Source organism: Actinokineospora sp., assembly GCF_052390155.1.
Classification (GTDB): Bacteria; Actinomycetota; Actinomycetes; order Mycobacteriales; family Pseudonocardiaceae; genus Actinokineospora.
In genome coordinates, this window is the sequence record NZ_JBQTHF010000015.1 from 1 (window position 1) to 24453 (window position 24453).

Here is a 24453-nt window from a genome sequence, read left to right on the forward strand (position 1 = left end):
GATGGATCTGCTCGGGTGGTTGGCCGAGCGGGGGTACGTGGATGTGGACGAGGTCACCACGGCGAACGAGAAGATCACGTTCGCGCTGCCCCCGGAACTGCGCAGGGACCTCAAACCCACCCGCTGAGGGTGCGGGCGGTGCTGGTTTCAGGAGTCTTCGGGGCGGGGGCGCCGCCGGGGCTGGCGATCCGGGTTGGGGCGAGCGGGTCGGCGTTCGGCGCCACGGTCGTCGCGGGGGCGCTTGGGGCGTTCTTCACCTGCCGCGCGGCCGGACCCGCGGTCGTCGCGGGGCGGGCGTGGGGTTGCGCGGTCGTCCCGGGCTGAGCGGTCGTCCCTGGGCGAGCGGTCGTCCCGGGGGGAACGGTCCTCTCGGGAGGGACGGATTCGCGGGGAGCGGTCTTCGCGGGCGGCGCGGTCGCGAGGGGATCGGTCTTCGCGCTGACGGCGTTCGCGCGGGGCGGCGCGGTCGGGCTGGGGCCTGCGGTCCGGGCGCGGGGCGGACGACTGGCCGGGTGTCCGATCACCCGACTTTCGGTCGCCGGTCAGGCCGGGTGTCCGGTCACTCGTCTTTCGGTCGCCGGTCAGGCCGGGTGTGCGGTCACTCGTCTTTCGGTCGCCGGTCAGGCCGAGCTTGCGGTCGCCCGTCAGACCTTGCTTGCGGTCGCCCGCGGGGCCAGGGCGCCGATCGCCCATCAGACCGGGCTTTCGGTCGGCGGCGAGTCCGGGCTTGGCCGGATCGTCGTCGGCGGGGCGCTTGCGCGGGCGGGCGGGGATCGTGCGCGGAGCGGGGTCGCGCTGGAGGAACAGCCGGGCCACACCGATCGCCACGGCTACCCCCGTGGTGATGGCCATCGTCGGGAAATTGCTGGTCAGCGGTAGTGCGACGGAGAACAGGAGCTGCTTGAGGCCGCCACCATCCGAGGCCGGGGCCAGCGCGACCACACCGCCGATCGCCGTGACGGCGAACACCAGGGGCGGCTGCACCATCGGGCCGAACAGGTTGCGCCTGCGCACCAGACAGATCGCCGCGACACACCCCGCGATGTAGGCGCCCTGGTAGATCCGCCCGAGCGACCCCAGGCGCTGCATGTCGATCACGGCGGCCACCGCCGCCAGCCCGAAGGCGATCAGCACGGCACCCCACCACGGCAGGCCCCGCGACCGGCCGAAGATCGGGCGCTCATCCCACGCGGGCTCGGCGTGGTCATCGTCAAGATCGCTGCGGCGATCGCGAGTCGCGGTCACGTCGGTACACGGTAGTCCGTCAGTGTGGGATGGCCGTCATTGTTCGGCGATCATGGGTCTCAGACCACACATCGCTGTGAGCTGCGCCACAGATCAACTCCGCTGACGAGGGTCAGTCCAGGGGCGCCGCCTCTGGCAGCTCGTGCCCGTTGACGGCGGCCTCGTCCGCACGCCGGATGGGAGGCACCGGGGTGGGGCTCCCGGCCGCCACGCTCAGCGGGACCACGGCGGCGCGGAACTGCTCCAAGGCGTCGAGTTCGCGCCTACGGGCGGACAGGAAGCGCTGCAGGTGCGTGGTGGACAGGTTCAGCGCGTCGACCGCCGCGCCCGCGGAACGGTGGGCGGCACCTGCCCGGACGCGGACGGCCTCCACGTCGTCGGCGATGGTGCGTTCGGTGGCCGCGAACAGGGCGGACGACGCGACCACCGCGAAGCCCGTCGGTCCACAGAGGAACACGCGGCGGTCGAGCAGCCAGCGCAGCAGCTCCGGGTCGGTGTCCAGGGCGGCGACCACCGCCGCGTCGGACGGGACGAACATGACCGTGCCGTAGATGGCGTCCGCCCAGCGCTGATAGCCCTTGCCCGCCAGCTCCGCCGCGCGCGAGCGGATGTTGCGGACGTGCACGCGCAAGGCGTCGAGGCGTTCGGCGGAGTCGTCTGTCTCCACGGCCTCGGCCCAGCACGCCATGCTCATCTTCGCGTCGACCGGGACGCGCCGGTCGTCGCCGAGTAAGAGCAGCAGGTCGGGTCGGGCCGCGCCGCCGCCCGCGACATCGGTCTGCACGGTGAAGTGCAGGCCCTCGCGCAGGCCGAGCGCGCGGGCGGTCTCGATCAGTACCTGTTCGCCGAGTTCGCCTCGGCCGCTGATCGACGCGAAGGCCACCTCGTAGCGGCGCAGGGCCAGTTGGTGTGCGTCGGAGCGGCCGCGTTCGGCGACCAACTCGGCGCGCGCGGCCTCGGCCTGACGCGCGCTTTCGGTGTACAGGCGCCAGAACAGCGCGCCCGCGGCGGCGAGCAGCAGCACGAGCACGGCGGCGACGGTGCCGAGCACGGCGGTCACGGCAGTCCTTTCTGGTCGGTGGAAACGTTCGGGTCGATCTTTACCGGATGGCACCGACAGAACGAAGATCGAACGCTCGTTCGACCGGCGTGGCTCCCCCGATCGGGTGCATGATCGCTCTAATTTGGCACGCATGCGGGTGCTGCACACCTCCGACTGGCACGTGGGCCGCACGTTCCACGGCCGCGACCTGCTCACCGAGCAGGAGTCGGTGCTGGGCGGACTGGCGGACCTGGTGAGCGACGAGCGCGTCGACGTCCTCGTCGTCTCGGGCGACCTGTACGACCGCGCCGTGCCGTCCGCCGAGGCCGTCGACACCTGCGCGCGCGTGCTGGGCCGCGTCGCGGCGGCGGGCGCCAAGATCGTGATCACGCCGGGCAACCACGACTCCGCGGCGCGACTCGGCGCGTTCGGGGAGTTCGCCGCCGCAGGCGGGCTGCACCTGCGCACCGCCATGGCCAACCTGCACCGCCCGGTCCTGCTCGACGACGCGCACGGCCCCGTCGCGATCTACGGAATCCCTTACCTGGAGCCGGAACCGGCCAAGCACGCGCTCGGCATGCCGGAGCTGCGCGGCCACCCCGGCGTGCTCGGCGAGGCCATGCGCCGCGTCCGCGCGGACCTGGCCGAACGCCCCGAGGGCACCCGATCGGTGGTCCTCGCGCACGCCTTCGTCATCGGTGGCGAGGAGAGTGACTCCGAGCGCACGATCGCGGTCGGCGGTGTCCCGTACGTGCCCAGCGCGGTGTTCGACGGCGTCGACTACGCGGCGTTGGGCCACCTGCACGGCCCGCAGACCCTCGCCGAGCACCTGCGCTACTCGGGCAGCCCGCTGGCGTACTCGTTCTCCGAGGCCCGCCACCGCAAGTCGGTGTGGCTGGTCGAGCTGGACGCGGGTGGCCTCGCCGGGGTCGAGCGGCGCGCGCTGCCCGTCCCGCGCGCGCTGGGCACGCTGCGCGGCGAGCTGGCCGACCTGCTCGCCGACCCGGCGCACGACGCCCTGACCGAGACGTTCCTGTCCGTCGAGCTGACCGACCACGTCCGACCGATCGACGCCATGCGCAGGCTGCAGGAGCGGTTCCCGCACGCCGTGCACCTGCAGTGGCGGCCCGCGGGCGGCCTCGACCGTCCCCTTCGCTACGCCGACGCCGTGCGCGGCCGCGACGACGACGCGGTGGCCTGCTGTTTCGTCACCGAAACCCGGGGCAGCGCGCCGACCGAGGCCGAGCGCGGACTGCTGCGCGAGGCGCTGGCCGCCGTGGCCGGGAAGGAGCCGGAATGAGGTTGCACCGCCTGGAGCTGACCGCGTTCGGCCCGTACCCCGGCCGCGAGGTGGTCGACTTCGACCGACTCGGCGCCGACGGGCTGTTCCTGCTGCACGGCGACACCGGCGCGGGCAAGACCACGCTGCTCGACGCCGTCGCGTTCGCGCTGTTCGGGGCGGTGCCGGGGGTGCGCGACGAGGCCAAGCGGCTGCGCTGCGACACCGCCGACCGCGACGTACACACCGAGGTCGCGCTGGAGCTGACGGTGCAGAGCCTGCGGCTGCGGATCGTGCGCAGCCCGGAGTACCAGCGGCCGAAGCGGCGCGGCGACGGCACCACGAAGCAGAACGCGAAGGTGTCGCTGACCTGGCTGCACGGCCCCGCGCGCGAGGGGCTGACGCGCATCGACGAGGTGGCGCGCACGGTGCAACGCCTGCTCGGCATGACCAAGAACCAGTTCTTCCAGGTGGTGCTGCTGCCGCAGGGCGAGTTCGCCCGGTTCCTCCGCGCGGACACCGCGGCCAGGGAGACGCTGCTGGAGAAGCTGTTCGGCACCGAGCACTTCCAGCGCGCCGAGGTCTGGTTCCGCGACCGCAGGCAGGAACGCCGCCGCGCCAGGGACGCGGCGCACGAGTCGGTCCGCAGGCTGGTGGCGCGGGTCGCGCAGGCGGCGGACATCGAGCCACCCGACGACGCCGACGAGCCGTGGCTGGCCGACCTGACAGCGGACCTCGACAGCCACGCGGCCGCCGCCTCCGCCGCCCAGGTCGCGGCCGCCGAGGCGGGTGAGCGGGCCGACGCGGAGCTGGCCGCGGGCCGCACGGCCGCCGAGCGGGTGCGCCGGGTGCGGGAGGCCGCGGCGAACCTGGCCGAGTTGGCGACGGAGGCGAGTGCTCGCGCCGAGTGGCGGGCGGAACTGGACGCCGCCCGGCGCGCGGTGTCCGTGGCGGCGGTCGCGGAGGATCTCCGGCGGGTTGAGCGGCAGGTCACTGGGGCTGAGCGCGTGGCGCGCGACCGGGCGGTGGATGCGGGGGCTTCGCGGGAGGGCGCGGGTGCGGTGGCGGGGCTGGGTGGCGAGTGGGACGCGGGTGCTGTGCGGGAGGGCGCGGCGGGTGGGTTGGCCGGGCTGGTTGGTGGGGTGGATGCGGGGGCTTTGCGGGAGCGCGCGGGTGCGTTGGCCGGGCTGGTTGACGAGGCGGGTAAGCAGGAGGTCGAGCGTGCCCGGCTCGGCTGCCTGGTCGACTCGATCGCGATGGCCGAGACCGAGTCGCGGCGGTTGGTCGAGCAGGCCGATGTGCTGCCCGCGCGGATCGTGGACGCCCGCGCCCGGTTGGCCGAGTCGGCCGATGCCCGCGCGTCCGTCGACGGCCTTCGCGCCCGCCGGGACGAGTTGGCCGAGTTCGTTCGGTACGCCGCGAACCTCCCTGCGGCCGAGCGGGATCTGGTGTCGGCCACCGACCGTTCCCAGCAGGCCGTCGCGGCGCATCAGGGGGCGTTCGCATTGTTGCTTGACCTGCGGCAACGCCGGTTGGACGGGATGGCAGCCGAGTTGGCTGCCGGGCTGGCGGCGGGGGAGTCGTGCCCGGTGTGCGGGTCGGCCGAGCATCCGTCGCCCGCGCGAGCGGTGCGGGAGCGGGTCACGCCTGCCGACGAGCGCGCCGCCCAGGTCGCCGAGCAGCGCTGCCGGGCGGCCCGCGACGAGGCCGCCGACGTGCGCACGCGGGCCCGGCACACGGTCGCCGCCCTGCGCGAGCGGTTGGCCGACCAGCCGGACCCGGTGCCCGCGCATGCCGACGCCGTGGCCGCCCTCGGCGTGGCGAAAGCGCTTGCGCGCCAGTATGAGGAGCTGGCGGCCGAGCTGGCCCGCGACGAACGCGCGGCCGAGACGACCCGCGACCGCCGCGGTGTGCTGGATCGGGAGTTGGCCGCGCTGGCCGCCGAGCGCGCCACGCTGGCGGCGGCGGTCGCCGAGCGGGCGGAGCGCCTCGATGCCGCCCGCGGTCCGCACGCGAGCGTCGCCGCCCATCGGGAGCATCTGCTCGCCCAGGTCACGGCCCTGGGCGCGCTGGCGGACGCCCGCGCGAAGCTCGCCGAGGTGCGGGCGCGGTGGACCGAGCAGCGGGCCGCGGTGGCCGCTGTCGTGACCAGGGCCGGGTTCGCCGACCTCGCCGAGGCCCTCGGCGCCGCCCGCGACGAGAAGGTCATGGGCAAGCTGGAGCGTCAGCTCGCCGACGCCGAGACGATGGCGGCCAAGTACCGGATGGTGCTCGCCGAGCCGGAGCTGGCGGGTGTCGACCCGGAGTCCACAGTGGACCTCACGCTGCTGGTGCGGATCGCGCGCACCGCCCGGACCGACGCGGAGAACGCCGTCGCCGCGGCCCGCGCCGCCGCCGACCGGGCGCGGTCCGTGCACGCACTGGCCTGCCGCCTGCGCGCCGCGTGGGTCGACCTCGCGCCGGTCGAGGCCGAGTTCGCCGAACTCGACGCGCTGACCGACGTGGTCAACGGGCGCGGCCAGAACGCGTCCCGGATGTCGCTGCGCTCCTACGTCCTGGCCGCGCGGCTGGCGGAGGTCGCGGTGGCCGCGACCGAGCGGCTGCGCCGGATGAGTCAAGGCCGCTATTCGTTCGTGCACAGCGACGAGGCCGGTGCCCGCGGCACCCGCGGCGGCCTTGGCCTCGACGTCCTGGACGACTTCTCGGGTCAGGTGCGTTCGGCGAAGACGCTGTCCGGCGGGGAGTCCTTTGTGGCCTCACTGTCGCTCGCACTCGGCCTGGCCGACGTGGTGGCCGCCGAAACCGGCGGCGCGCTGCTGGACACCCTGTTCGTGGACGAGGGCTTCGGCACTCTCGACGCGAACACCCTCGACGACGTGATGACGATCCTCGATGAGCTGCGAGTCGGTGGCCGGGTGGTTGGCTTGGTGTCGCATGTGGACGAATTGCGGCAGCGTATTCCGATGCGGCTGCGGGTGCGCAAGGCCCGCACCGGGTCCACTGTGGAGCTTACCGCCTAGGCGGCCCGCCAGAGGTGCATCCCGGCGTAGGAGCGCCATGGCTGCCATATTCGGCCGCAGGCTCGCAAACCCTCCACAGTGGACGGCAAACCCAGCGCGCGTGCGCCGTTGCGGAGGGCGATGTCGTTCAGCAGCAGCACATCCGGGTCGCGGAGTAGGCGCATCACGACGTAGCCCGCGGTCCACGGTCCGATGCCCGCATACGACAGCAACCGGTCGTACAGCGTCTCGGCGTCGGTGTCCAGGTCGAGGTCGCCGTCGGCTATCGCGGCGCACACCGTGCGGATGGTCCGCACGCGCCGGGCCGGGCCCGCGAGGGCTTCCGGGCCGCACTCGGCGATCGCGGCCGGGGCCGGGAACAGGGTGGTCAGCTCACCGTCCGAAGTAGACAGTGGTTCGCCGACGGCGGCGGTGAGCCTGCGGGCCGCCGTACGCGCCGCCGCGACCGTCACCTGCTGGCCGAGCAGCGCCCGCACCACCGTCTCCGTGCCGTCGACGCTGCCCGGCACCCGGATGCCGGGAGTGGCCGCCACCGACGCGGCGAGCGCGGGATCGGCGCCGAGCACCGCGTCGACCGCGACCGGGTCGGCGTCGAGGTCGAGCAGCCCGCGCAGCCGTGCCACGGCAACGGCCCGGTCGCGCGGATCGGTCAGCGCGAGGGCGCACTCGACGTGGCCGGGAACCGGGCGCAGTCGCGCGGTGGCCTGCCCGTGGGGCAGCCGCATGGTGCGGGCGTAGCTGTCCGCCGACGCCGTCTCGACGCCGGGGATCGACCGTGCCGCAAGGAAAGCGAGGATGCCCGCGGCGTCGAACGGCGGGCGCACTGGCAGCCGCAACACCACGCGGCGGTACGGGTCGGTCGGCACGCGTTCATGCTGCCGGCCCCGCCACCTGCCGGGCAGGCCGGAATCAGACCTCACCACAACGAAAGCGGGGCCTGTCGTCGCCGACAGGCCCCACTTCCTCGTTCCTTGCTACTTACGACACTGCCTCGACCACGACGTCACCGGAGCCGACCAGCACGTTGGTGTCCGTGCGGACCTGGACGTTGCCGAGCAGCACGCGACCCGCGGCCGGAGCCGTGTTGGCGGTCACCGTGCCAGGAACGGTCCACTGGGCACCCGCGGCACGCGGCGCGTTTGCGTCGGTCACCGCCACCGAGCCGAAGGCCGGGTTGGTGAACACGTCCAGGTAGTCGTAGGTCGTGGTGCCCGCGGGCACCGCGAATCCCTGGACCAGGATGCGCCATTCACCGGCCGCCGGGTTGGCGATGGTCACCTCTTCCTCGGAGTCGCCGTCCGCCGCCTGGCCCGCGAGCAGGCAGGTGCCGGACGTGCAGTTGAAGACGAAGAGGTCCAGGTCGGCCGCCGCGTCCGAGGTGTTGCCGATCTTCGCGCGCAGCGAGGTCGACCCCGGGGTCACGATGACCGGGTACTCCTGGTCCTCCAGGTCGGCGATGCTGAGCTGACCGCGCTTGGCGCTGCCCAGCGGGGTGCCGACCGCCCGGCCGGTGAACGGGCCGAACAGGTTCTTCAGCGTGTACGACCGCGCCACCGGGGTGCCCGCCGTGGCGGACGGGATGATGTCCGGGTTCGGCGTCACGGTGGCGCCGAGCACGGACGCGGTCAGGGTGAACGGAGCCGCGGCGGCGTCCGACGTGCGACGCGCCTCGACCACGACCTCCCAGACGCCCGGCTGCGGGTTGCTGAGCGTGCGGCTGGTCGGGCTGGCGCCCGCACAGCCGGTCGGCCCCGGAACCGGCGGGTTGTAGCAGCTCAGCGACGAGTTGGACTCGATGCCGACACCGAACGGGTGGAAGCGCAGGAAGCGGAGCTGGCCCGTACCGGCACCGGTGCCGCCGCCCTGCAGGTCGACCTTGAAGGCCGGGGTGGCCGGGCCGACGCGGAAGAAGAACGACTTCACCTCGTTGCGACCCACGGTGCCGCCCTTGCGGACGGTGTAGGCGTTGTCCGCGGTGAACTCGTCGGCCGCGATCACGGTGTTGAGGGTCTGCGCCTCGATGCCCGAGGTCATCGGGCTGTCCAGGTTCAGCACCGCCGAGTGGATGCCCGCGGCCCGCGGGTTGATGGTGACCGCGAACTTCACGGCGCTGTTCTTCGGCAGCGTGACCGTCTTCGCCGAGCTGAACGTGCCGTTGTTGCCGACCCACTTCACCTGGTAGGTCACCGGGGAGTCCGGGCCCGTGGTGCGGTTGAACGTGTACTGGCGCACGTAGCGGTCGCCCGCCTTGACGCCCTCACGGTCGTGGATGCCGACGCCGACGCCCGGGGTCTTGAGGAACGCGGACAGAGCGGTGTTCACCGGCACGGACGTGGAGATGTCCGTCGTGCTCGGGTTCGACTTGAGCAGGTTCCAGGCCTTCTTCGTGTCGATCAGGCCGTTGCCCTGCTCGTAGGCGCCCAGGCCGCTGACGAACCGCGCCGAGGACTGGAACGCGGTGCGGAGCTGCGCCGCGGTGTGCGAGCGGCCGGTGGCCCTCGCGGCACTCACCAGCAGCGCCGCCGCACCGGCGGACTGCGGCGAGGCCATCGACGTGCCGTTGAACATCGCGTAGCCGGGCGGCAGCGGGTAGGTGCCCACCAGCGGTCCGCCGAGCTGCCAGGTCGGCACGGTCGAGATGGCCGAGCCGGGGGCGATGATGTTCGGCTTGAAGCCGCCGTCCTCACGCGGGCCGCGCGAGGAGAAGCCGTGCAGCGACTCCGCGACCGCGAGGTCCGAGCCGTAGTTGCGCTGCCAGGTCTCCTTGGTGATGTACGAGCCGACCGAGAGCACCTTGGTCGCGACCGACGGGTCGCCGACGGTGTTCACGCCCGCGCCGGAGTTGCCCGCGGAGATGAACATCTGCACGTCGTAGGTGTCGATGAGCCGGTCGTACAGCTCGGCACGCGCGTTGTTCGCGTCGTTCAGCGCCGGGAGGCCGCCGATCGACATGTTGATGACGTCCACGTTCGCGTCGCGCGCGGCGTAGATCATGCCTTCGAGCAGCGCGTGGTTGGTGCAGCCCGCGATGAACAGGCAGACCCGGACCGAGACCAGCTTGGCGCCGGGGGCCGCACCGGTCATGGTGCCGCCGAACATCCGGTTCGCCGCGGTGATGCCCGCGACGTGCGAGCCGTGCGCGCCGGACACGATGCCGATGTTGACCACGTTGTTGGCCTGGTCGGTCTGCACGACGAACGGCATGGACTCCTTGACCGGGGTCGCCGCGTTGTCGGTGCCGAACGTGCCGACGTCGTACTTGACCTTGTAGTCGGTCATCGCCTTGTCGTCGGCGAAGGTGCCGTTCTGGTTCGTGTCGACCCAGACGGTGGCGGTGGCCGGGTTCCACACGATGCGGAAGTCGCCGCTGCTGCCCGCGGGGTTGCCGTCGCGGTTGACGTCGCTGCCGACCTCGCCGCCGAGGCGCGAGTCGCGCTCCTTGAAAACACCGGAGCGCAGGTCACCCTCGCCGGGCAGGCCGACGGTCGGACCGCTGACCGTGGCGGACATCTGGACCCACGTCGGGTCGTTGTCGTTGTTCACCCCGCCGGTGAACTTCGGGTCGGTGTAGGTCACCCAGTCGGTGATCTTCCGCTCGCCCGTGCTGGTGGTGTTCAGCGACGGGTGGTCGAGGTCGACACCGCTGTCGATGATGCCGATGGTGGTGCCGCGGCCGTCCCAGGTGGGGTGGTCGTTGACGAACTGGGCGGCGTTGATGTCGCCCGTCGGCATGTAGGCGTTGACCCGCGGCGTCGCCGGGCCCGGGGCGGGCTGCGGTGTCGGGTCGACGATCCCCGCCGGGCGGGGGTCGGGAAGGGGAACGTTCTCGTCCAAGTCGAGCGCACTGACGCCCGAGAGCTTGGCGAGCCTCTTGACCTGGTCGACAGGCACCTCGGCGCGCACGTAGCCGATCTCGTCGGCGCGGTACTCGACCTTGGCCCCCGCCTTGGCCAGCTCGTCCACGCCGCGGGCGCCTAGACCCTGCTTGGTGGAGATCAGGACCTTGACGGTCTTCTTGCCTGCCTGCTCGGCCTTGGCCAGCAGTTCCTGATCGTGCTTGCCGATCCCGGGGCCTTCTTCGGCTGGCCCCTGGGCGGGTGCTGCGGCGGCGCTCGGTATCGAGGCCAGCACTGTGCCGGCCACGGCGGCGGTAAGCGCCATGCCGAGGGCGATCCGGCTGCGCCGGCGCCATTCGGGTTGAATCATCCCACTTCCTTCTTCCTCAGCGGGTGAGCTGGGTGCACGCCTGGAACCTCCGGTTGGCGGACGACAGCAGGGCGCTCACGGAGTGTTGTTTAGGGGTGACCTGCTGACTAGCGTCCATATGGGCTAATCCTTCCGTGAAGGTATGGACGAACCCGTACGCATTGTGCATGTATCGCGGCAGATAGCGAGTTCGTTACCAAGCGAATGGGTGCTGTACTGCGGATGTCTGTCCTACGACGCTCACCGCTGAGTGACGAGATCTGGGAATAGTGTTGGTAACTATTTGGCACACGACCGGGGGCGGCTTGCGCCGGACGGGTGGTCCGTAGACTCAACTCCCGTGAGTTTGACCCTCGGGATCGTCGGACTGCCCAACGTCGGCAAGTCCACCCTCTTCAACGCCCTGACGAACAACGACGTGCTCGCCGCGAACTACCCGTTCGCGACCATCGAGCCCAACGTCGGTGTCGTCCCGCTGCCCGACCCACGGCTGGACCGGCTCGCGGCGATCTTCTCCAGTGAGCGCACGGTGCCCGCCGTGGTGTCCTTCGTGGACATCGCGGGCATCGTCAAGGGCGCGTCGGAGGGAGCCGGGCTGGGCAACAAGTTCCTGGCCAACATCCGCGAGGCCAACGCCATCTGCCAGGTCATCCGGGTCTTCGACGACCCCGACGTGGTGCACGTCGACGGCCAGGTCGACCCGTTGGCCGACATCGAGACCATCAACACCGAACTCATCCTCGCCGACCTGCAGACTCTCGACAAGGCATTGGCGCGGTTGGAAAAGGAGGCACGCACCCGCAAGGAGGCGCGCCCCACGCTCGACGCCGCGCTCAAGGCCAAGGACATCCTCGACGGCGGCCGGACCCTGTTCGCCGCACAGTCCGAGGTGGACTGTGCGCTGCTGCGCGAGCTGAGCCTGCTCACCACGAAACCGTTCCTGTACGTGTTCAACGCCGACGAGGTCGTCCTGCTCGACAGCGCCCGCCGCGAGGAACTGGCCAAGCTCGTCGCCCCGGCCGACGCCGTGTTCCTCGACGCCAAGGTCGAGGCCGAACTGCTGGAACTCGACGAAGAGTCCACACGGGAGCTGCTGGAGTCGGTCGGCCAGCACGAGCCCGGCCTCAACGCGCTGGCCCGCGCCGGCTTCCACACCCTGGGCCTGCAGACCTACCTCACCGCGGGCCCCAAGGAGTCCCGCGCGTGGACCATCCCGCAGGGCGCCACCGCCCCCCAGGCGGCCGGGGTGATCCATTCCGACTTCGAACGCGGGTTCATCAAGGCCGAGGTCGTCTCGTTCGCCGATTTGATCGAAGCGGGCTCGATGGCCGCGGCCAAGTCGGTGGGCAAGGTGCGCATCGAGGGCAAGGACTATGTGATGGCCGACGGCGACGTGGTCGAATTCCGCTTCAACGTCTGATGCCGGGCAGTCGATAATGCGGCAAGATCAGCCTGCGTTCACTGTCGCAGGCAATATCATTGGTCGCTGACGTCCTTCGGAGTGCTGGGGAAGTCGGACCAACTGCGATGAAGTAGATGATCGGCTTCCACGCTGGCCAACTCCGTGAGTGCGTCGTTGCGGTCCACTCTGAGGGGTGCGTCAAACTCGATCAACCACACCAGTGCTTTCTCGAACGTGATGCGTCCGGTGGGCAGGTGGCGGCCAAGGTCCGGCGGCAGGTGGATGTGGGGCTCCTTGACCGGGCTTCGCCCCGCTGGATGCCAGTGTATGCGCCAGTGGTCGGCGCCTCGCGGCGTGGACAGCTTGTAGTTGTACGCTCGCGTAGAGCAACGATAGGCGCCTTGGTGCTGATCGTCATGTTGCGCTGGGTCAGCGTCGACGATCTCGAAGTGCATGGCGGCGAAGAAAGTCCCGGTCTGGGTCAACCGCATACCTGCGGCGGAGTTGAGTGACCAGTCGTAGGTCACGCCTTTGCGGTACGGTCCTCGCTTGCCTGCGACCGTGATCTTGGCATGACCATCCAACACCTTGACGGATCGTTGAAGTGGGCCCAAGAAGGCTCGTACCGCGTCATCTGGAGTTCGGCCAGGCACAGCTAGATCATCGCACCAGCGGTAGGCCCATCCACACATCGACCAGGCCGTTGACCTTGTCGAAGTCCTCGTCAGTCCACTCGCCCCCATCCCAGCGGCGAAGGAACTCGTTGCCGCTGATGCCCATCTCGCGGCGCGCGAGCTGATCGAACGCCGCAGCTCCCTCGGCATCTGATAGTTCGACAACCTCGGCGTCACACACCATGTCCCGCGACATCCTGCCCCCTTCTGTTGAGCCTGATGACAGGGTGCCTCATGCCAACGACAGTAGGCGGGCCACCGCCGGCCCAGCGGACGACTTTCCGCAAGTTCACCCTTACGAACGTTGGCGGTTCGCCTATCTGGGCTACCCGAGTGCTGGTCTACCGTGCAGTTTGGGGCATCGCGCGCCATAGCGATAGGGCTGTTCGTGCCCACGTCGGCTGTCGGCATCTGACTGGCCTTGGTGCGTCCACCAGCGGCCTCGCGCAGGTCAGCCGCCGATGGCCTCCACGACCCCATCGATCTCCGCGGCCAGCGACACGTCCAAAGCGGTGAGACCGCCCGCGGAGTGTGTGCTGCAGCGGAAGGTCAGCGTCCGCCAGCGGATGTCGATGTCCGGGTGGTGGTTGTCGTTTTCGGCGATCTCGGCCACCCGGTTCACCACCTGGATCGCCTGCGGGAAGTCGGCCAGCTCGACCTCGCGGACCAGTCCGCCCTCCACCAGCCGCCAGTTCGACAGCACGCCCAGCGCCTTGCCGATGTCCTGATCGCTCAACAGTTCAGCCATGCCCCCATCCTGGCCCGCCGGGCAGGCGTACGCTCGTCGCTGCCACGGGAGTCCGGTGCGCCGGGCTGAGAGGAGGGCACGAGCCCTCGACCGTACGAACCTGATCCAGGGTCATGCCTGCGCAGGGAGGTCCTCGTGGTGCGCACGCCCGAGGAGGACACTGAAATGCGTCGAATCGCCCTTCTGACCGCGGCCGGTCTGCTCGCCGCGAGCTGCTCGCTCGGCGGCACGGACAGCGCCAAGCCGGGGGAGCGCGTCGTGGTCCTGGTCACGCACGACTCCTTCGAGGTCGACCCGGCGCTGCTGGAGCAGTTCCGGGTGGACACCGGGATCAAGGTCGAGCCGCGCAAGAGCGGCGACGCGGGCGCGCTGACCAACCAGCTCGTGCTCACCAAGGCCAACCCGATCGGCGACGTCGCGTTCGGCGTCGACAACACCTTCGCCTCGCGCGCGCTCGATGAGGGCGTGTTCGCCGAGTACCGCAGCCCCGAGGCCGCCAAGGGCTCGCAGCGCTACGCCGTGGACGACACCGGCAGGCTCACCGCGGTCGACGTGGGCGACGTCTGCGTCAACATCGACCCGGCCGCGCTCGCCGCCCGCGGCGTGCCGGTGCCCGCGGGCTTCGCCGACCTCGCCGACCCGAAGTACCGGGACCTGCTGGTCGTGCAGGACCCGGCGACGTCGTCGCCCGGCCTCGCGTTCCTGCTTGGCACCGTGGCGCACTTCGGCGACCAGGGCTGGGTCGGCTACTGGGACCGGCTCAAGGCCAACGGCGTCAAGGTCGTCAGTGGCTGGGAGGAGGCCTACACCCAGGAGTTCTCCGGCTCGTCGGGCAAGGGCCCGCGGCCGATCGTGGTGTCCTACGCCTCGTCGCCGTCCGCCGAGATCGGCGACAACGGCCTGCCGCGTACCCAGGCCCTGCTCGACACGTGCTTCCGCCAGGTCGAGTACGCGGGCATCCTCACCGGCGCCAAGAACCCCGACGACGCGCGCAAGGTGGTCGACCTGCTGCTGTCGGAGAAGTTCCAGGTCCAGGTGCCGGAGAAGATGTACGTCTACCCGGCGCGTGCGGGCGTAGCGCTGCCGCGGTCGTGGCAGCAGGCGGCGCCGCTGCCCGCCAGCCCGGCGACGCTGCCCGCGGGGGACATCCAGGCCAACCGGGAGCGCTGGATCGGGCAGTGGCGCGCGGCCGTCCAGGGCTGATGCCGCCGGGCGAACCCCGAGCGGTGCCGCGCGGCACGCGCTCAGGGCGCGCGGGAACCAGCGAACGCGGCAGATCGCGGCCGCGGGGTCCGCTGGTGGCCGCGCTGGTGCCGCTGGGGTTCCTGGCCGTCTTCTTCGTCTGGCCGGTCGGCGCGATCATCCGGCTCGGTCTCGACTCCGGCGGCGTCGCGGCGGTGCTGGGCGAACCGGCTACCTGGCGGCTGGTCGCGTTCACGCTGGGGCAGGCGGCCGCGTCGACGCTGATCGCGGTGGTCGCCGGGCTGCCGGTGGCGTTCCTGCTGGCCCGCTGCGCGCTGCCGGGCACCGGGTTCGTGCGCGCCGCGATCCTGGTGCCGTTCGTACTGCCGACCGTGGTGGTCGGCCTGGCGTTCCGGTCGCTGATGCCCGCGGGCGGCGTGCTGCCGATCGTGCTGGCGAACGCGTTCTTCAACGTGGCCGTGGTCGCGCGGACGGTCGCGGGGCTGTGGTCGCACCTGGACCGGCGTGCCGAGGACGCCGCCCGCTCGCTCGGCGCGTCGCGGCTGCGCACCTTCACCTCGGTCACCCTGCCCGCGCTGACCCCGGCCCTCGGCTCGGCCGCGGCAGTCGTCTTCCTGTTCTGCGCCACCAGTTTCGGTGTCGTGCTGCTGCTCGGCGGCGCCCGCTACCGCACCCTGGAAACCGAGATATACCTGCGCACGGTCGAGCTGCTCGACCTGTCGGGCGCCGCGGCGCTGTCGCTGTTGCAACTAGCGGCGGTGGTGTCGGTGCTGGTCATCGGGGCCATCGCGCGCCGCCGCCGGGAGACGGCGATGAAGCTGCGCGGTCGCGTCGAGTCCGCCCGGCCCCCGCGCGCGGGGGAGTGGGCGGTGGTCGCGGCCGCGTACGGGGTCGTCGCCCTGCTGCTGGTGCCCATCGGCTCGCTGGTGCTCCGCTCACTGTCCACACCGGACGGTTGGGGGCTCGACGGCTACCGGGCGCTGGCAGGCACCGGGTTCCGCGGTTCCCTTCAGGTGTCCGGGATCGAGGCCGCGGTGAACTCCCTGCGGGTGGCCACCGACGCCACGATGCTGGCGCTGCTGCTCGGGGTGGTGGCCTCGGTGGTGCTGGTGTCCCTTGGCCGCGGCCGAGTGCGGGCCGGCCTGGTGGACACAATGGACACCGCGCTGATGCTGCCGCTCGGCGTGTCCGCGGTGACCGTCGGCTTTGGCTACCTCATCACCCTCGACGCCTTGCCCGGCGACCTGCGCACGTCCGCCGCGCTGGTGCCGCTGGCGCAGGCGCTGGTGGTCACGCCGCTGATCGTGCGCATGCTGCTGCCGGTTCTGCGCTCGGTCGACGACCGGCTGCGGCAGGCGGCGGCGGCGCTGGGCGCGGGCCCGTGGCGCGTGTGGCGGGAGGTCGACATCCCGCTCGCGGGCCGGTCGTTGCTGGCGGCAGCGGCCTTCGGCTACGTCGTCGCCCTCGGCGAGTTCGGCGCCACGAGCTTCCTGGTGCGGCCGGACACGGCGACGCTGCCGGTGGTGATCGGCAGGCTGATCTCGCGGCCGGGCGAGCTGAACAACCAGATGGCCTACGCGGCGTGCACGCTGCTCATGGTGGTGACGGTCGCGGTGGTGCTGCTGGTCGAACGCCTGCGCGTAACCGGCGCCGGATCGGTGGGGGAGTTCTAGTGCTGCGGGTCGCCGGCTTGACTGTCCACTATGGAGCTTTCGTCGCGGTGTCCGATGTGGACATCGAGGTGGCCGACGGGGCGGTGCTCGCGCTGCTCGGGCCGTCCGGCTGCGGGAAGTCGACGCTGCTGCGGGCGGTCGCCGGACTGGAGCAGGCCGCGGCGGGCGCGGTGTCGTGGGACGGCGCCGACCTGTCCCACGTGCCGGTGCACCGCCGGGGGTTCGGCCTGGTGTTCCAGGACGGCCAGCTCTTCCCGCACCGCGACGTGGCGGGCAACGTCGCCTTCGGCCTGCGGATGCGCGGCGACGCCCCGGCGTCGCGCCGCGCGCGGGTCGCCGAACTGCTCGACCTCGTCGGCCTCGCGGGCTATGGCGACCGTTCGGTCACGGAGCTGTCGGGCGGTGAGCAGCAGCGGGTCGCCCTGGCTCGCGCGCTCGCCCCCCGCCCCCGGCTGCTGCTGCTCGACGAGCCACTGTCCGCTTTGGACCGTGCGCTGCGCGACCAGCTCGCCCTCGACCTCGCCCGCGTCCTGCGTACGGCGGGCACCACGGCCCTGGTGGTCACCCACGACCACGACGAGGCGTTCACCCTGGCCGACCGCGTCGCGGTGATGCGGGCGGGCCGGATCAGCCAAACCGGCCACCCCGCCGAGGTCTGGCGTCATCCGGTGGACGAGAACACGGCGCGCTTCCTGGGCTGCGGCCTGTTCGTGCCCGCCGTGGTCGACTCGGGCCTGGTGACCTGCGAGTTCGGCACGGCGCCGCTGCCGTGGGCCGCGCCGGGCCCTGTCGTGCTCGGCCTGCGCCCGTCCGCCTTGCGGGTGGGCGACGGCCCTGTCGGCGGCACCGTGTCCGCCCGCGTGCACCGCCACGACCACGCGCGGCTCATGGTGGAGACGGGCGGCCGCACGGTGGACGCGGTCGTGGGCATCGCCGACGCCCCCGAGGTGGGCGCGCATGTCCGCCTCACGCTCGTCCCCGACGGCGTGGCCGTGCTCAGCCGTCGCGGGTGAGCATGCGGGCCAGCGCGAGCGAATACCCGATGACGAGGTAGCAGACCGCGCGCAAGACGCCTTCGAGCAGGGAACCGGTCGGGAGCGGGTCGCTGACCACCTCGCCGACCGACTCCCAGCTCGTGATGAGCAGGAACGGGTCGATCCAGTCGAGTGCCGGGATGACGCTCAGCACCCCCGACACGATGATGAACCCCAACGACACCACCACGACGATCAGCGCGTTCTCGGTCCAGGCCGACACCGCCAGCGCCACCGCGGCCAACGCCCAGACCTGAATCGACACCAGGACCACGGTCAGCAGGACCCGGCCCAGCCCTGCACCGAAGGACAGGGACGTGCCGGAGAGGGTGAGCATGCCGTCGCCGCCGAGCAGGATCATCCCGGCGATGATCCCGGTGACCGCCATCACCAGCGCCGCGAGCAGCGTGACCGCGCCGACGCCGAACGCCTTCACCGCCAGCAGTCGCGGGCGCGAGACCGGGGCGACCAGCAGGTTGCGCATGGTCCCGCTGCCCGCCTCCCCGGCCAGCGCGTCGGCGGCGAGCGTGGCGCCGATCAGCGGCAGCAACATGGTCAGCGACACGACCAACGCGAAGATCGGCAGCAGCAGCCCGTTGCCCGCCACCAGGCCGGCAAGTCCCTCGCCGACCGGATCCCCCTCGGTGGCGTCGGCGGCGATCGCGATTCCGATTCCCGCGACCACGGGGACCATGGCGAGCAGCCCGATCCCGATCAGGTTCCGTGGTCGGCGCAGGATCATGCGCAGCTCCGAGCGCAGCAGCCGCACCAGCGGCGCGCGTCGGACGGTGGGCGAGGTCGCGGTGGTCATGGTGTCTCCTCGCGGACCCGGGACGGTGCCGTCGGTCAGCGCGATCGGTGCGGCGCGGGTCATCGGGCCTCCTCCGGGATGAGGGCGTCGAGGTCGTCGAAGGCCGGGGTGGCGGTGCCCTCCGTCAGGCGGGCGAACAGGTCTTCCAGGCCGGTGCGCTGCCTGCGAACCTCGTGGATCGGGATGCCCGCGTGGACCAGCGTCTCCACCACGGCGGGCGCGGTGGTCGCGGTCAGGTCCACCCGGATGCCGTCCGGGACGGCGCGGGCGGGGATGCGGTGGTCGCGCAGGGCGTCCACGGCGCGGCCGATCTCCGGGGTGACGATCAGGAGACCGGCGTTGCCCGCCTCCAGCAGGTCGGCCAGCTCGCCCTGGGCCACCACGGTGCCCTGGTTCAGCACGGCCACGTGCGTGCACGTGGCCTCGACCTCGCTGAGCAGGTGTGAGGACACCAGCACCGTCGTCCCCGCGGCGTGCAGGTCCGCGATGACCGCCCGGACCTCGCGGGTGCCCGCCGGGTCCAGGCCGTTGGTCGGTTCGTCGAGGATGACGAACCGGCGGGGCACCAGCAGCGCCGCGGCCAGCCCGAGGCGCTGCTTCATGCCCAGCGAGTACCCCCGGTAGCGCCGGTTCGCGGCACCCGCCAGATCGACCCGCTCCAGTGCCTCGGTGACGGCGCCCGCGATCCGCGGGCCCGCCAGCAGCGGTTCGGCCGCGGCGACCCGCATCAGGTTCTCCCGGCCGGACATGAACGGGTGGAACCCCGGGCCCTCCACGAGCGCGCCCACGTCGGGCAGCGCCAGCGCCGCGCCGTCCGGCAGCGGGTGGCCGAGCAACTCGACCTCGCCCGCGGTCGGCGTCACCAGGCCGAGCAGCATCCTGATGGTGGTGGTCTTGCCGGAGCCGTTGGGGCCGAGCATCCCCAGCACCGCGCCCATCGGGACGTCGAGATCCACGTTGTCTACCGCGACCGTGCCGCGGTAGACCTTGCGCAGGCCACGAGTCCGCGCGGCGAGCGGGCCGACCGCGGCACCTGCCGCGGCCGACCCCTGCTCGAAACCGCCGCTCACTGCTGCCCGAGCGCGTCGACCAGCACCTGCTGCGGCACCGCGCCGATCGCGACCCGGCCGTCGGTGGTGATCAGCGCCGTGCCCACCTTGCTGGTGATCACGTAGCCGGTGCCGAACGGCCCGCTGACCTCCGTGCCGAACTGGCGCAGCAGCGTGTTCGGATCGAGCCGCTCGGACCGCGACGACGTGCGGTCGCCACGCGGCAGGTCCCCACTCAGCGCGCCCGCGGGCAGCTTGCCGACCAGGACGGTGTCCCAGCCCTCGCCGACCGTCTTCGGCGCGACCTGCGCGAACAGGTCTTCCTGAGCCTTGGCGTCGGCCACGTCGCCCGGCTTCGACTCGGTCACCTTCGCGCCTGCGGGCGGGGTGAACCGGAACAGCGCCTCGTCCTGGCTGCCCGTGGCGAACTCCGTGAAGCCGACCCGCAGCGCGGGTTCGGCCTGGCCGTTGGCCAGCACCTCCAGGCGCAGCGGCAGCCTGGTCTCCGAGTCGACCGCGATCCGCACCTCGCGCAGCAGCGTCCGCTCGGTCGCCTTCGGGGTCAGCACGAGCTGGTAGGCCGGGCGGTCGGCGACGCGCGCCGTGCCGTCGACGGTCACCGTGCTGTCCTTGCGCATCAACGCGACGAACTCCTTGGCCGCGGTGGCCGGGTCGGCCATCTTGTCGGCGCTGCCGGAGTCGAATTCGCCGTCCGCCGCCTTGGTCACGCTGCGGTCCGCCGAGTTCCACACCCATGTCGTGGTGCCGTCGCGGACGATCGTGCGCTCCGCGTTGCCCATGTCGAGCGACAGCCGGGCACGGCCCTGGCCATCGGCGTACACCCGCGCCAGGTTGTCGTCGCTTGAACTCTGGGGCAGGCCCGGGATGGGTAGCCCGAGGTTGTTCTGCAGCTCGACCGCGCCCGCCATCGCGGGGATCTCGCTGCTGAGCACCGACTCCACCAGCGCCTCGGCGGTGACGTCCGGCAGCACCGGGGGAGCCTCGCCCGCCCCGGCCGGGCTGGCGATCAGGATCAGCCCGACCACCCCGGTGGCCGTCCCCGCCGCTGCGACGGTCAGCGCCGTCCTCTTCCTGTTCATTCGCACTCCCTGTTCGGGTCGATGTTCCCGCACCACTGAGGCTGCACCTAGCGAGCTGAGATGGCGCTGAGAGTGGCCGGGCGGCTGAGAGAGCGCTGAGAGTGCGCGCGGAATTGTCGGTGGTACCGCCATGATGGGGACCGTGAAGCCTCGCGTGCTGGTGGTCGACGACGAACTCGGCGTACGTCGGGCGTTGCAGCGCGGGCTCAGCCGGGAGGGCATGGACGTCGTGGTCGCCTGCGACGGTCCCAACGCCCTGCGCATCGCCCTGACCGGCACTTTCGACCTGATCCTGCTCGACATCATGCTGCCCGGCCTGTCCGGCTACCGCGTGCTGGAGCGGCTGCGCGCCGAGGGCGTGCGCACGCCTGTCCTGCTGGTGTCGGCCAAGGACGGCGAGGTCGACCAGGCCGACGGGCTCGACCTCGGCGCCGACGGCTACCTGGTGAAGCCGTTCTCATTCGTGGTGCTGGTCGCGCAGGTGCGGGCCACGCTGCGCCGGGGCGCGGAGGACGGTGTCGGCCGCACGGTGCGCATCGGCGACCTCGTGGTCGACCGGGCCACCCGCGAGGTGCGCTTCGCGGGCGTGCAGGTGGCGCTGAGCCCGCGCGAGTTCGCCGTGCTTGACGTGCTCGCCAACCGGGCGGGCACGGTCGTCACCAAGGACGAGTTGCTGCGCGCCGTCTGGGGCGATGAGCAGGCCGCGACCAGGAACGCGGTCGAGGTCTACGTCGGCTACCTGCGCCGCAAGCTCGACACGGCGGGCGCGGGCGGCATCGTGCGCACCGTGCGCGGCCACGGCTACCTGGCGTCCACCAGCGAGATCGACGAGGCGCTCGATCCCGCCCGGCCGCGGTGAGCCCGCGCGGCCTGTGGCTCAGGCGCACCATCCGGTTTCGGATCACCACGGTCGCCACCGCGGTGACGCTCGCGGTGCTGCTCGGCCTGGCGGTGCTGACCAGCAGCATGATCGGCCCGCTGCTGGTCGACTCGGCTGACGCCGAGCTTTCGTCCACTTTGGACAGCGCGGCGGAGCGGGTGCGCCAGGGCCGGCCCGCCGTCGCGCCGTCGCCGAACGTGCAGGTGCGGGTGCTCGACACCGCGGGCGAACCGGTCGACGGCGGCCCGCGCACCGATCTGGCCCCCGCCGACCTGCGGGTGCTCAAGGCGGGCGTCCCGGTCCTGCGCGCGAACGACTCGCCGACCGCGCGCTGGCTCGGCACGGTCGCCACCGCCCCGGACGGCTCCCAGCGGCTCGTGGTCGTCGGCACCGGCCTGATCGGTTACCAGGAGGCGCAAGGGGCCGCGCTGCGCTGGCTGCTGGCCGCCGCGGCCATCGCGGCGGCCGCGGCGGCGGTGGCCACGTGGTTCGCCGTCCGGTCGTCGATGCGCCCGGTGGACCGCATGCGCACCGCCGCGGCGCGGCTCGGCCCCGGGCGCAGGCTCCCCATCCCTGAGGCGCACGACGAACTGCGCTCCCTGGCGGGCGCCCTGAACGCCCTACTCACCCGCCGCGACGAGGCCGCCGACCGGCTGCGCCGGTTCACCGGCGACGCCGCGCACGAACTGCGGTCGCCGGTCGCCTCGATCCGCGTGCAGGCCGAGGTCGCCGTCGCCCACCCCGACCCCGAGCTGTCCCAGGAGGTACTCGCCGACGTCGTCCGCGAGTCCGAACGCCTCTCCGGCCTGGTCGACGGCCTGCTGACCCTCGCCCGCTCCGACGCGGGCGAACTGCCCCCCGCCGAACCGGTCGACCTCGCCGCCGCCGCGGGCGATGCGGTCCTCCGCTGCGCGGACGACGGACCGGCGGTACAGGTACACGTCCCACCGGGCGCCTGCTGGGTCCTCGCCGCACCGTCCGAAGTGGACCTCGTGCTGGACAACCTGCTGCGCAACGCTTGTCGGCACGCCCGAGCCCGCGTGACGGTCACCGTCCTGCCCGCCGCCAAGTCCGCCCGCCTGGTCGTGGACGACGATGGCCACGGCATCGCCGCCGAACACCGGGACCGCGTGTTCGACCGCTTCTACCGGGTACAGGACGACCGGGCGCGCAGCAGCGGCGGGTCGGGGCTGGGGCTGGCGCTGGTCGCCGAGGTGGTCCGTCGCCGTGGTGGGATCGTGCGGGTCGGCGAGTCCCCGGAAGGCGGCGCTCGGTTTCAGGTGAGCTGGCGAACGACGCCCACCCCACAGTCTCGCTAGGGTACGTCGAACTCGCCATCTTTGGCGCCCAACAAGAATGTCCGCCATTCATCGAACGTGAATAGAAATGCCGGAACGTCCGGCTTCTTCGAGTGTCGCACATAAACGCCTTCACCTGGAGCAATTCGACACTCCACGCACATATCGTTGCCGCCGCCGCTGTACGAAGATTTGAACCATGTGGAGTTGCGATCGGGCTCTGAGTTTTCCACGTCTTCCCCTACTTTTCTTCAAGATGACTTCTCGTGTCCTCGGGTGACCATGCCAGCTCCCGAAGTTTGTTAAATGCCCGCAAGATTCGCTCGGTGTCCATGACGGTGTCGTAGTACGTAGACGGTCCGTACACGACTGGGAGGAATCCCACGGGTCGCAGAACTTCACCAAAGCGATGCATTGCCAGTCCGCCATGTTGTGCCGGGTTGTCCTTCGCTTCCACCGGAACTATCCGAACCGTGAGGTGCGGATAGTTGTTCATCGCGTCGAGAACGTATTTCTTCTGGTCACGCATCACGTCCTGGTCCCCAACGATGCCGTCCAGCGCATCATTGGTAAACAGTACCTCGACCTGCTTTGGCTTTTCAGCTTCGAAAATCAGCCGTTGCCGCTCGACTCGGAACGTCACACGGTTCTCTAGCTCGTCCGAAGACCCTTCCCACCAAATCCCTCTGGATGCGACCATGAGGGCCCTGATGTATGCCGGGCTCTGGATGGGGTGCGGATAAATCCCCTTCTCGTATGCCCAAATGTCCTTTGCCATGGCTTCGAGCCAGGCGACGCGCCGATAGGAACCTTGGCCAAGATCCATGTAGGGGTTTCCCGTTGGCTTCCGCCGTGCCTCCACTCCCAGGGCCATGATTTCTAACCTGCGAGCCGGTGACGCTTCGAGGAAGGTGGCGAGCGCCTCTAGTTCGTCCGCCGTGAGCGTTGCTTTTCCGTCCAACACCTTGATCAGACGGGCACGATCCTTCCCGGCGGCCTTGGCGGCTTCGTCCAAAGTCTTCTTGGAGTCCGCCCGTAGCTGCCTGAGTGCTTCGCCGAGAAACACTCGCGGGATCGTCTGCACTGCTTCGCCCACGCTGTCACCCTCTCTTGCCGTCCCTGAGCTGCCCGTCGTCGCAGCGTGTCAACACCCTGCGCAAAGTTCACCCGTCTGGGGCGATGCGAGGGAAACATGTTTCCCCTAGTGTCAGGGACACACGTTTCCGGGAAACATGTGTCCCGCAACGTGCGGACAGGGAGGTGGCGCACATGACTTCACAGGGTAGAGCGCCCAGGGGAGGCACTCGGTTGGTCGGGTGGATAACAAGCCGCTCGCGGGCTCCGCAAGTTGCCCCCTGTTCGTGTGTATGTACGGCCTGACCTGGGGAACAGTCCGGGTAGGTGTCCTGTGGCCGGGCCGGGTCGGCCTATCCAGTCCACGGCGGCGGGTCTGGTCGCGCTCGGGTCCGTGTGGCACGACGGCCGGACGGTGTTCGAGTGTCTGGCCCGGATGCTCTCGCCCGGTTGGACGCGGTGGAAACAAGAAAGTTCCGCACGTCAGGTAGTCGGCAGTTCACTTGCGGCATGAAAGGAAATCGGAGAGATGTTCACAAGTAATGGGATTGCGGTTAGTTCGTGGGTCAATATGGACTCATCATGCGAGGGCGGAATCAAATGATCATTGCGACACGGGGTTCGCTATCAGATCGCTGAAGACTTCGATCGGCTTTCGCCAGTTCAGCGTTTGCCGTGGCCTACCGTTTAGCTCTGCCGCCACCCTATCAAGGTC

At 71.2% G+C, this 24453-nt stretch carries 20 protein-coding genes and 2 pseudogenes; 9 read left to right on the forward strand and 13 right to left on the reverse strand.

The features are described from left to right. Window positions 1–127 (forward strand): annotated as a pseudogene (locus tag ACT4N7_RS06130) (4-hydroxy-3-methylbut-2-enyl diphosphate reductase); the annotation flags it as partial. Between the two features lie 20 nt (window positions 128–147). Here ACT4N7_RS06130 and ACT4N7_RS06135 read toward each other — a convergent pair. Then, the gene (locus ACT4N7_RS06135; RefSeq protein WP_444827605.1) at window positions 148–1245 is read right to left on the reverse strand and encodes a DUF6542 domain-containing protein; all 1098 of its coding nucleotides are present in this window, start codon (window positions 1243–1245) and stop codon (window positions 148–150) included. A gap of 112 nt (window positions 1246–1357) precedes the next feature. Further along, on the reverse strand, window positions 1358–2305 hold the full coding sequence (rmuC, locus tag ACT4N7_RS06140) for a DNA recombination protein RmuC (protein ID WP_444827606.1): 948 nt from the start codon (window positions 2303–2305) through the stop codon (window positions 1358–1360). Between the two features lie 133 nt (window positions 2306–2438). On the opposite strand from rmuC, the gene ACT4N7_RS06145 reads away from it, so the two are divergent. Both ACT4N7_RS06145 and ACT4N7_RS06150 read left to right on the forward strand, forming a co-directional pair. Further along, the gene (locus ACT4N7_RS06145) at window positions 2439–3587 is read left to right on the forward strand and encodes an exonuclease SbcCD subunit D (protein WP_444827607.1); all 1149 of its coding nucleotides are present in this window, start codon (window positions 2439–2441) and stop codon (window positions 3585–3587) included. Beyond that, a complete protein-coding gene (locus tag ACT4N7_RS06150; RefSeq protein WP_444827608.1) occupies window positions 3584–6586 on the forward strand; it encodes an AAA family ATPase in 3003 nt (1000 codons plus the stop codon). The genes ACT4N7_RS06145 and ACT4N7_RS06150 overlap by 4 nt, the downstream gene beginning before the upstream one ends. Here the strand turns inward: ACT4N7_RS06150 and ACT4N7_RS06155 are convergent. Then, on the reverse strand, window positions 6583–7452 hold the full coding sequence (locus ACT4N7_RS06155) for a DNA-3-methyladenine glycosylase family protein (RefSeq protein ID WP_444827609.1): 870 nt from the start codon (window positions 7450–7452) through the stop codon (window positions 6583–6585). The two genes, ACT4N7_RS06150 and ACT4N7_RS06155, sit on opposite strands and share 4 nt — an antisense overlap. Window positions 7453–7564: 112 nt before the next feature. Beyond that, a complete protein-coding gene (locus ACT4N7_RS06160; protein ID WP_444827610.1) occupies window positions 7565–10792 on the reverse strand; it encodes a S8 family serine peptidase in 3228 nt (1075 codons plus the stop codon). A gap of 340 nt (window positions 10793–11132) precedes the next feature. On the opposite strand from ACT4N7_RS06160, the gene ychF reads away from it, so the two are divergent. Next, a complete protein-coding gene (gene ychF, locus ACT4N7_RS06165; protein ID WP_444827611.1) occupies window positions 11133–12212 on the forward strand; it encodes a redox-regulated ATPase YchF in 1080 nt (359 codons plus the stop codon). 56 nt (window positions 12213–12268) lie between these two features. Here the strand turns inward: ychF and ACT4N7_RS06170 are convergent, their stop codons facing one another. The 3 genes from ACT4N7_RS06170 to ACT4N7_RS06180 all read right to left on the reverse strand — a co-directional run bounded on the left by ACT4N7_RS06170 (window position 12269) and on the right by ACT4N7_RS06180 (window position 13616). Then, complete coding sequence (locus tag ACT4N7_RS06170) at window positions 12269–12721, reverse strand: hypothetical protein (protein ID WP_444827612.1); 453 nt, start codon at window positions 12719–12721, stop codon at window positions 12269–12271. Window positions 12722–12854: 133 nt separating this feature from the next. Further along, window positions 12855–13064 carry a hypothetical protein gene (locus tag ACT4N7_RS06175; RefSeq protein ID WP_444827613.1) on the reverse strand — a complete coding sequence of 70 codons (210 nt, stop codon included), beginning with the start codon at window positions 13062–13064 and terminating at the stop codon, window positions 12855–12857. 255 nt (window positions 13065–13319) lie between these two features. Continuing rightward, window positions 13320–13616: a 4a-hydroxytetrahydrobiopterin dehydratase gene (locus ACT4N7_RS06180; protein WP_444827614.1), complete on the reverse strand. Its 297-nt coding sequence runs from the start codon at window positions 13614–13616 to the stop codon at window positions 13320–13322. Window positions 13617–13781: 165 nt separating this feature from the next. Here ACT4N7_RS06180 and ACT4N7_RS06185 point away from each other — a divergent pair, with 165 nt between their 5' ends. The 3 genes from ACT4N7_RS06185 (at window position 13782) to ACT4N7_RS06195 (ending at window position 17505) form a co-directional block, all read left to right on the forward strand. Next, window positions 13782–14819, forward strand: a complete 1038-nt coding sequence (locus ACT4N7_RS06185) for a thiamine ABC transporter substrate-binding protein (RefSeq protein ID WP_444827615.1) — start codon at window positions 13782–13784, stop codon at window positions 14817–14819. A gap of 104 nt (window positions 14820–14923) precedes the next feature. Then, window positions 14924–16492 carry an ABC transporter permease gene (locus ACT4N7_RS06190; RefSeq protein ID WP_444827624.1) on the forward strand — a complete coding sequence of 523 codons (1569 nt, stop codon included), beginning with the start codon at window positions 14924–14926 and terminating at the stop codon, window positions 16490–16492. Then, window positions 16492–17505: an ABC transporter ATP-binding protein gene (locus ACT4N7_RS06195; RefSeq protein WP_444827616.1), complete on the forward strand. Its 1014-nt coding sequence runs from the start codon at window positions 16492–16494 to the stop codon at window positions 17503–17505. The genes ACT4N7_RS06190 and ACT4N7_RS06195 overlap by 1 nt, the downstream gene beginning before the upstream one ends. Here ACT4N7_RS06195 and ACT4N7_RS06200 read toward each other — a convergent pair. From ACT4N7_RS06200 to ACT4N7_RS06210, 3 genes are read right to left on the reverse strand one after another with little or no spacing between them, the layout of a single operon-like run. Next, window positions 17489–18400 (reverse strand): ABC transporter permease subunit, encoded by a 912-nt coding sequence (locus ACT4N7_RS06200; RefSeq protein ID WP_444827617.1) that lies wholly within the window; start codon window positions 18398–18400, stop codon window positions 17489–17491. The two genes, ACT4N7_RS06195 and ACT4N7_RS06200, sit on opposite strands and share 17 nt — an antisense overlap. Next, a complete protein-coding gene (locus ACT4N7_RS06205) occupies window positions 18397–19407 on the reverse strand; it encodes an ABC transporter ATP-binding protein (RefSeq protein ID WP_444827618.1) in 1011 nt (336 codons plus the stop codon). The genes ACT4N7_RS06200 and ACT4N7_RS06205 overlap by 4 nt, the downstream gene beginning before the upstream one ends. Then, window positions 19404–20486 carry a LolA family protein gene (locus ACT4N7_RS06210; RefSeq protein ID WP_444827619.1) on the reverse strand — a complete coding sequence of 361 codons (1083 nt, stop codon included), beginning with the start codon at window positions 20484–20486 and terminating at the stop codon, window positions 19404–19406. Before ACT4N7_RS06210 ends, ACT4N7_RS06205 begins: the two co-directional genes overlap by 4 nt. 130 nt (window positions 20487–20616) lie before the next feature. Between ACT4N7_RS06210 and ACT4N7_RS06215 the strand changes: the two genes are divergently transcribed. Beyond that, window positions 20617–21345 carry a response regulator transcription factor gene (locus ACT4N7_RS06215; RefSeq protein ID WP_444827620.1) on the forward strand — a complete coding sequence of 243 codons (729 nt, stop codon included), beginning with the start codon at window positions 20617–20619 and terminating at the stop codon, window positions 21343–21345. After that, window positions 21342–22685: a sensor histidine kinase gene (locus ACT4N7_RS06220; protein WP_444827621.1), complete on the forward strand. Its 1344-nt coding sequence runs from the start codon at window positions 21342–21344 to the stop codon at window positions 22683–22685. Before ACT4N7_RS06215 ends, ACT4N7_RS06220 begins: the two co-directional genes overlap by 4 nt. Here the strand turns inward: ACT4N7_RS06220 and ACT4N7_RS06225 are convergent. The 3 genes and pseudogenes from ACT4N7_RS06225 to ACT4N7_RS06235 form a co-directional block, all read right to left on the reverse strand. Next, window positions 22682–22897 (reverse strand): DUF397 domain-containing protein, encoded by a 216-nt coding sequence (locus ACT4N7_RS06225; protein WP_444827622.1) that lies wholly within the window; start codon window positions 22895–22897, stop codon window positions 22682–22684. The two genes, ACT4N7_RS06220 and ACT4N7_RS06225, sit on opposite strands and share 4 nt — an antisense overlap. 8 nt (window positions 22898–22905) lie before the next feature. Beyond that, a complete protein-coding gene (locus ACT4N7_RS06230; protein WP_444827623.1) occupies window positions 22906–23760 on the reverse strand; it encodes a helix-turn-helix domain-containing protein in 855 nt (284 codons plus the stop codon). Between the two features lie 582 nt (window positions 23761–24342). Beyond that, window positions 24343–24453 (reverse strand): annotated as a pseudogene (locus tag ACT4N7_RS06235) (IS30 family transposase); the annotation flags it as partial.

What these genes read in the sequence shown, in the direction of transcription:
- ACT4N7_RS06160 (WP_444827610.1), bottom strand. Translation starts at nt 10,792, where the DNA reads ATGATTCAACCCGAATGGCGCCGGCGCAGCCGGATCGCCCTCGGCATG.
- ACT4N7_RS06150 (WP_444827608.1), top strand. Translation starts at nt 3,584, where the DNA reads ATGAGGTTGCACCGCCTGGAGCTGACCGCGTTCGGCCCGTACCCCGGC.
- ACT4N7_RS06180 (WP_444827614.1), bottom strand. Translation starts at nt 13,616, where the DNA reads ATGGCTGAACTGTTGAGCGATCAGGACATCGGCAAGGCGCTGGGCGTG.
- ACT4N7_RS06145 (WP_444827607.1), top strand. Translation starts at nt 2,439, where the DNA reads ATGCGGGTGCTGCACACCTCCGACTGGCACGTGGGCCGCACGTTCCAC.
- ACT4N7_RS06175 (WP_444827613.1), bottom strand. Translation starts at nt 13,064, where the DNA reads ATGTCGCGGGACATGGTGTGTGACGCCGAGGTTGTCGAACTATCAGAT.
- ACT4N7_RS06210 (WP_444827619.1), bottom strand. Translation starts at nt 20,486, where the DNA reads ATGAACAGGAAGAGGACGGCGCTGACCGTCGCAGCGGCGGGGACGGCC.
- ACT4N7_RS06215 (WP_444827620.1), top strand. Translation starts at nt 20,617, where the DNA reads ATGATGGGGACCGTGAAGCCTCGCGTGCTGGTGGTCGACGACGAACTC.
- ACT4N7_RS06200 (WP_444827617.1), bottom strand. Translation starts at nt 18,400, where the DNA reads ATGACCCGCGCCGCACCGATCGCGCTGACCGACGGCACCGTCCCGGGT.
- ACT4N7_RS06185 (WP_444827615.1), top strand. Translation starts at nt 13,782, where the DNA reads ATGCGTCGAATCGCCCTTCTGACCGCGGCCGGTCTGCTCGCCGCGAGC.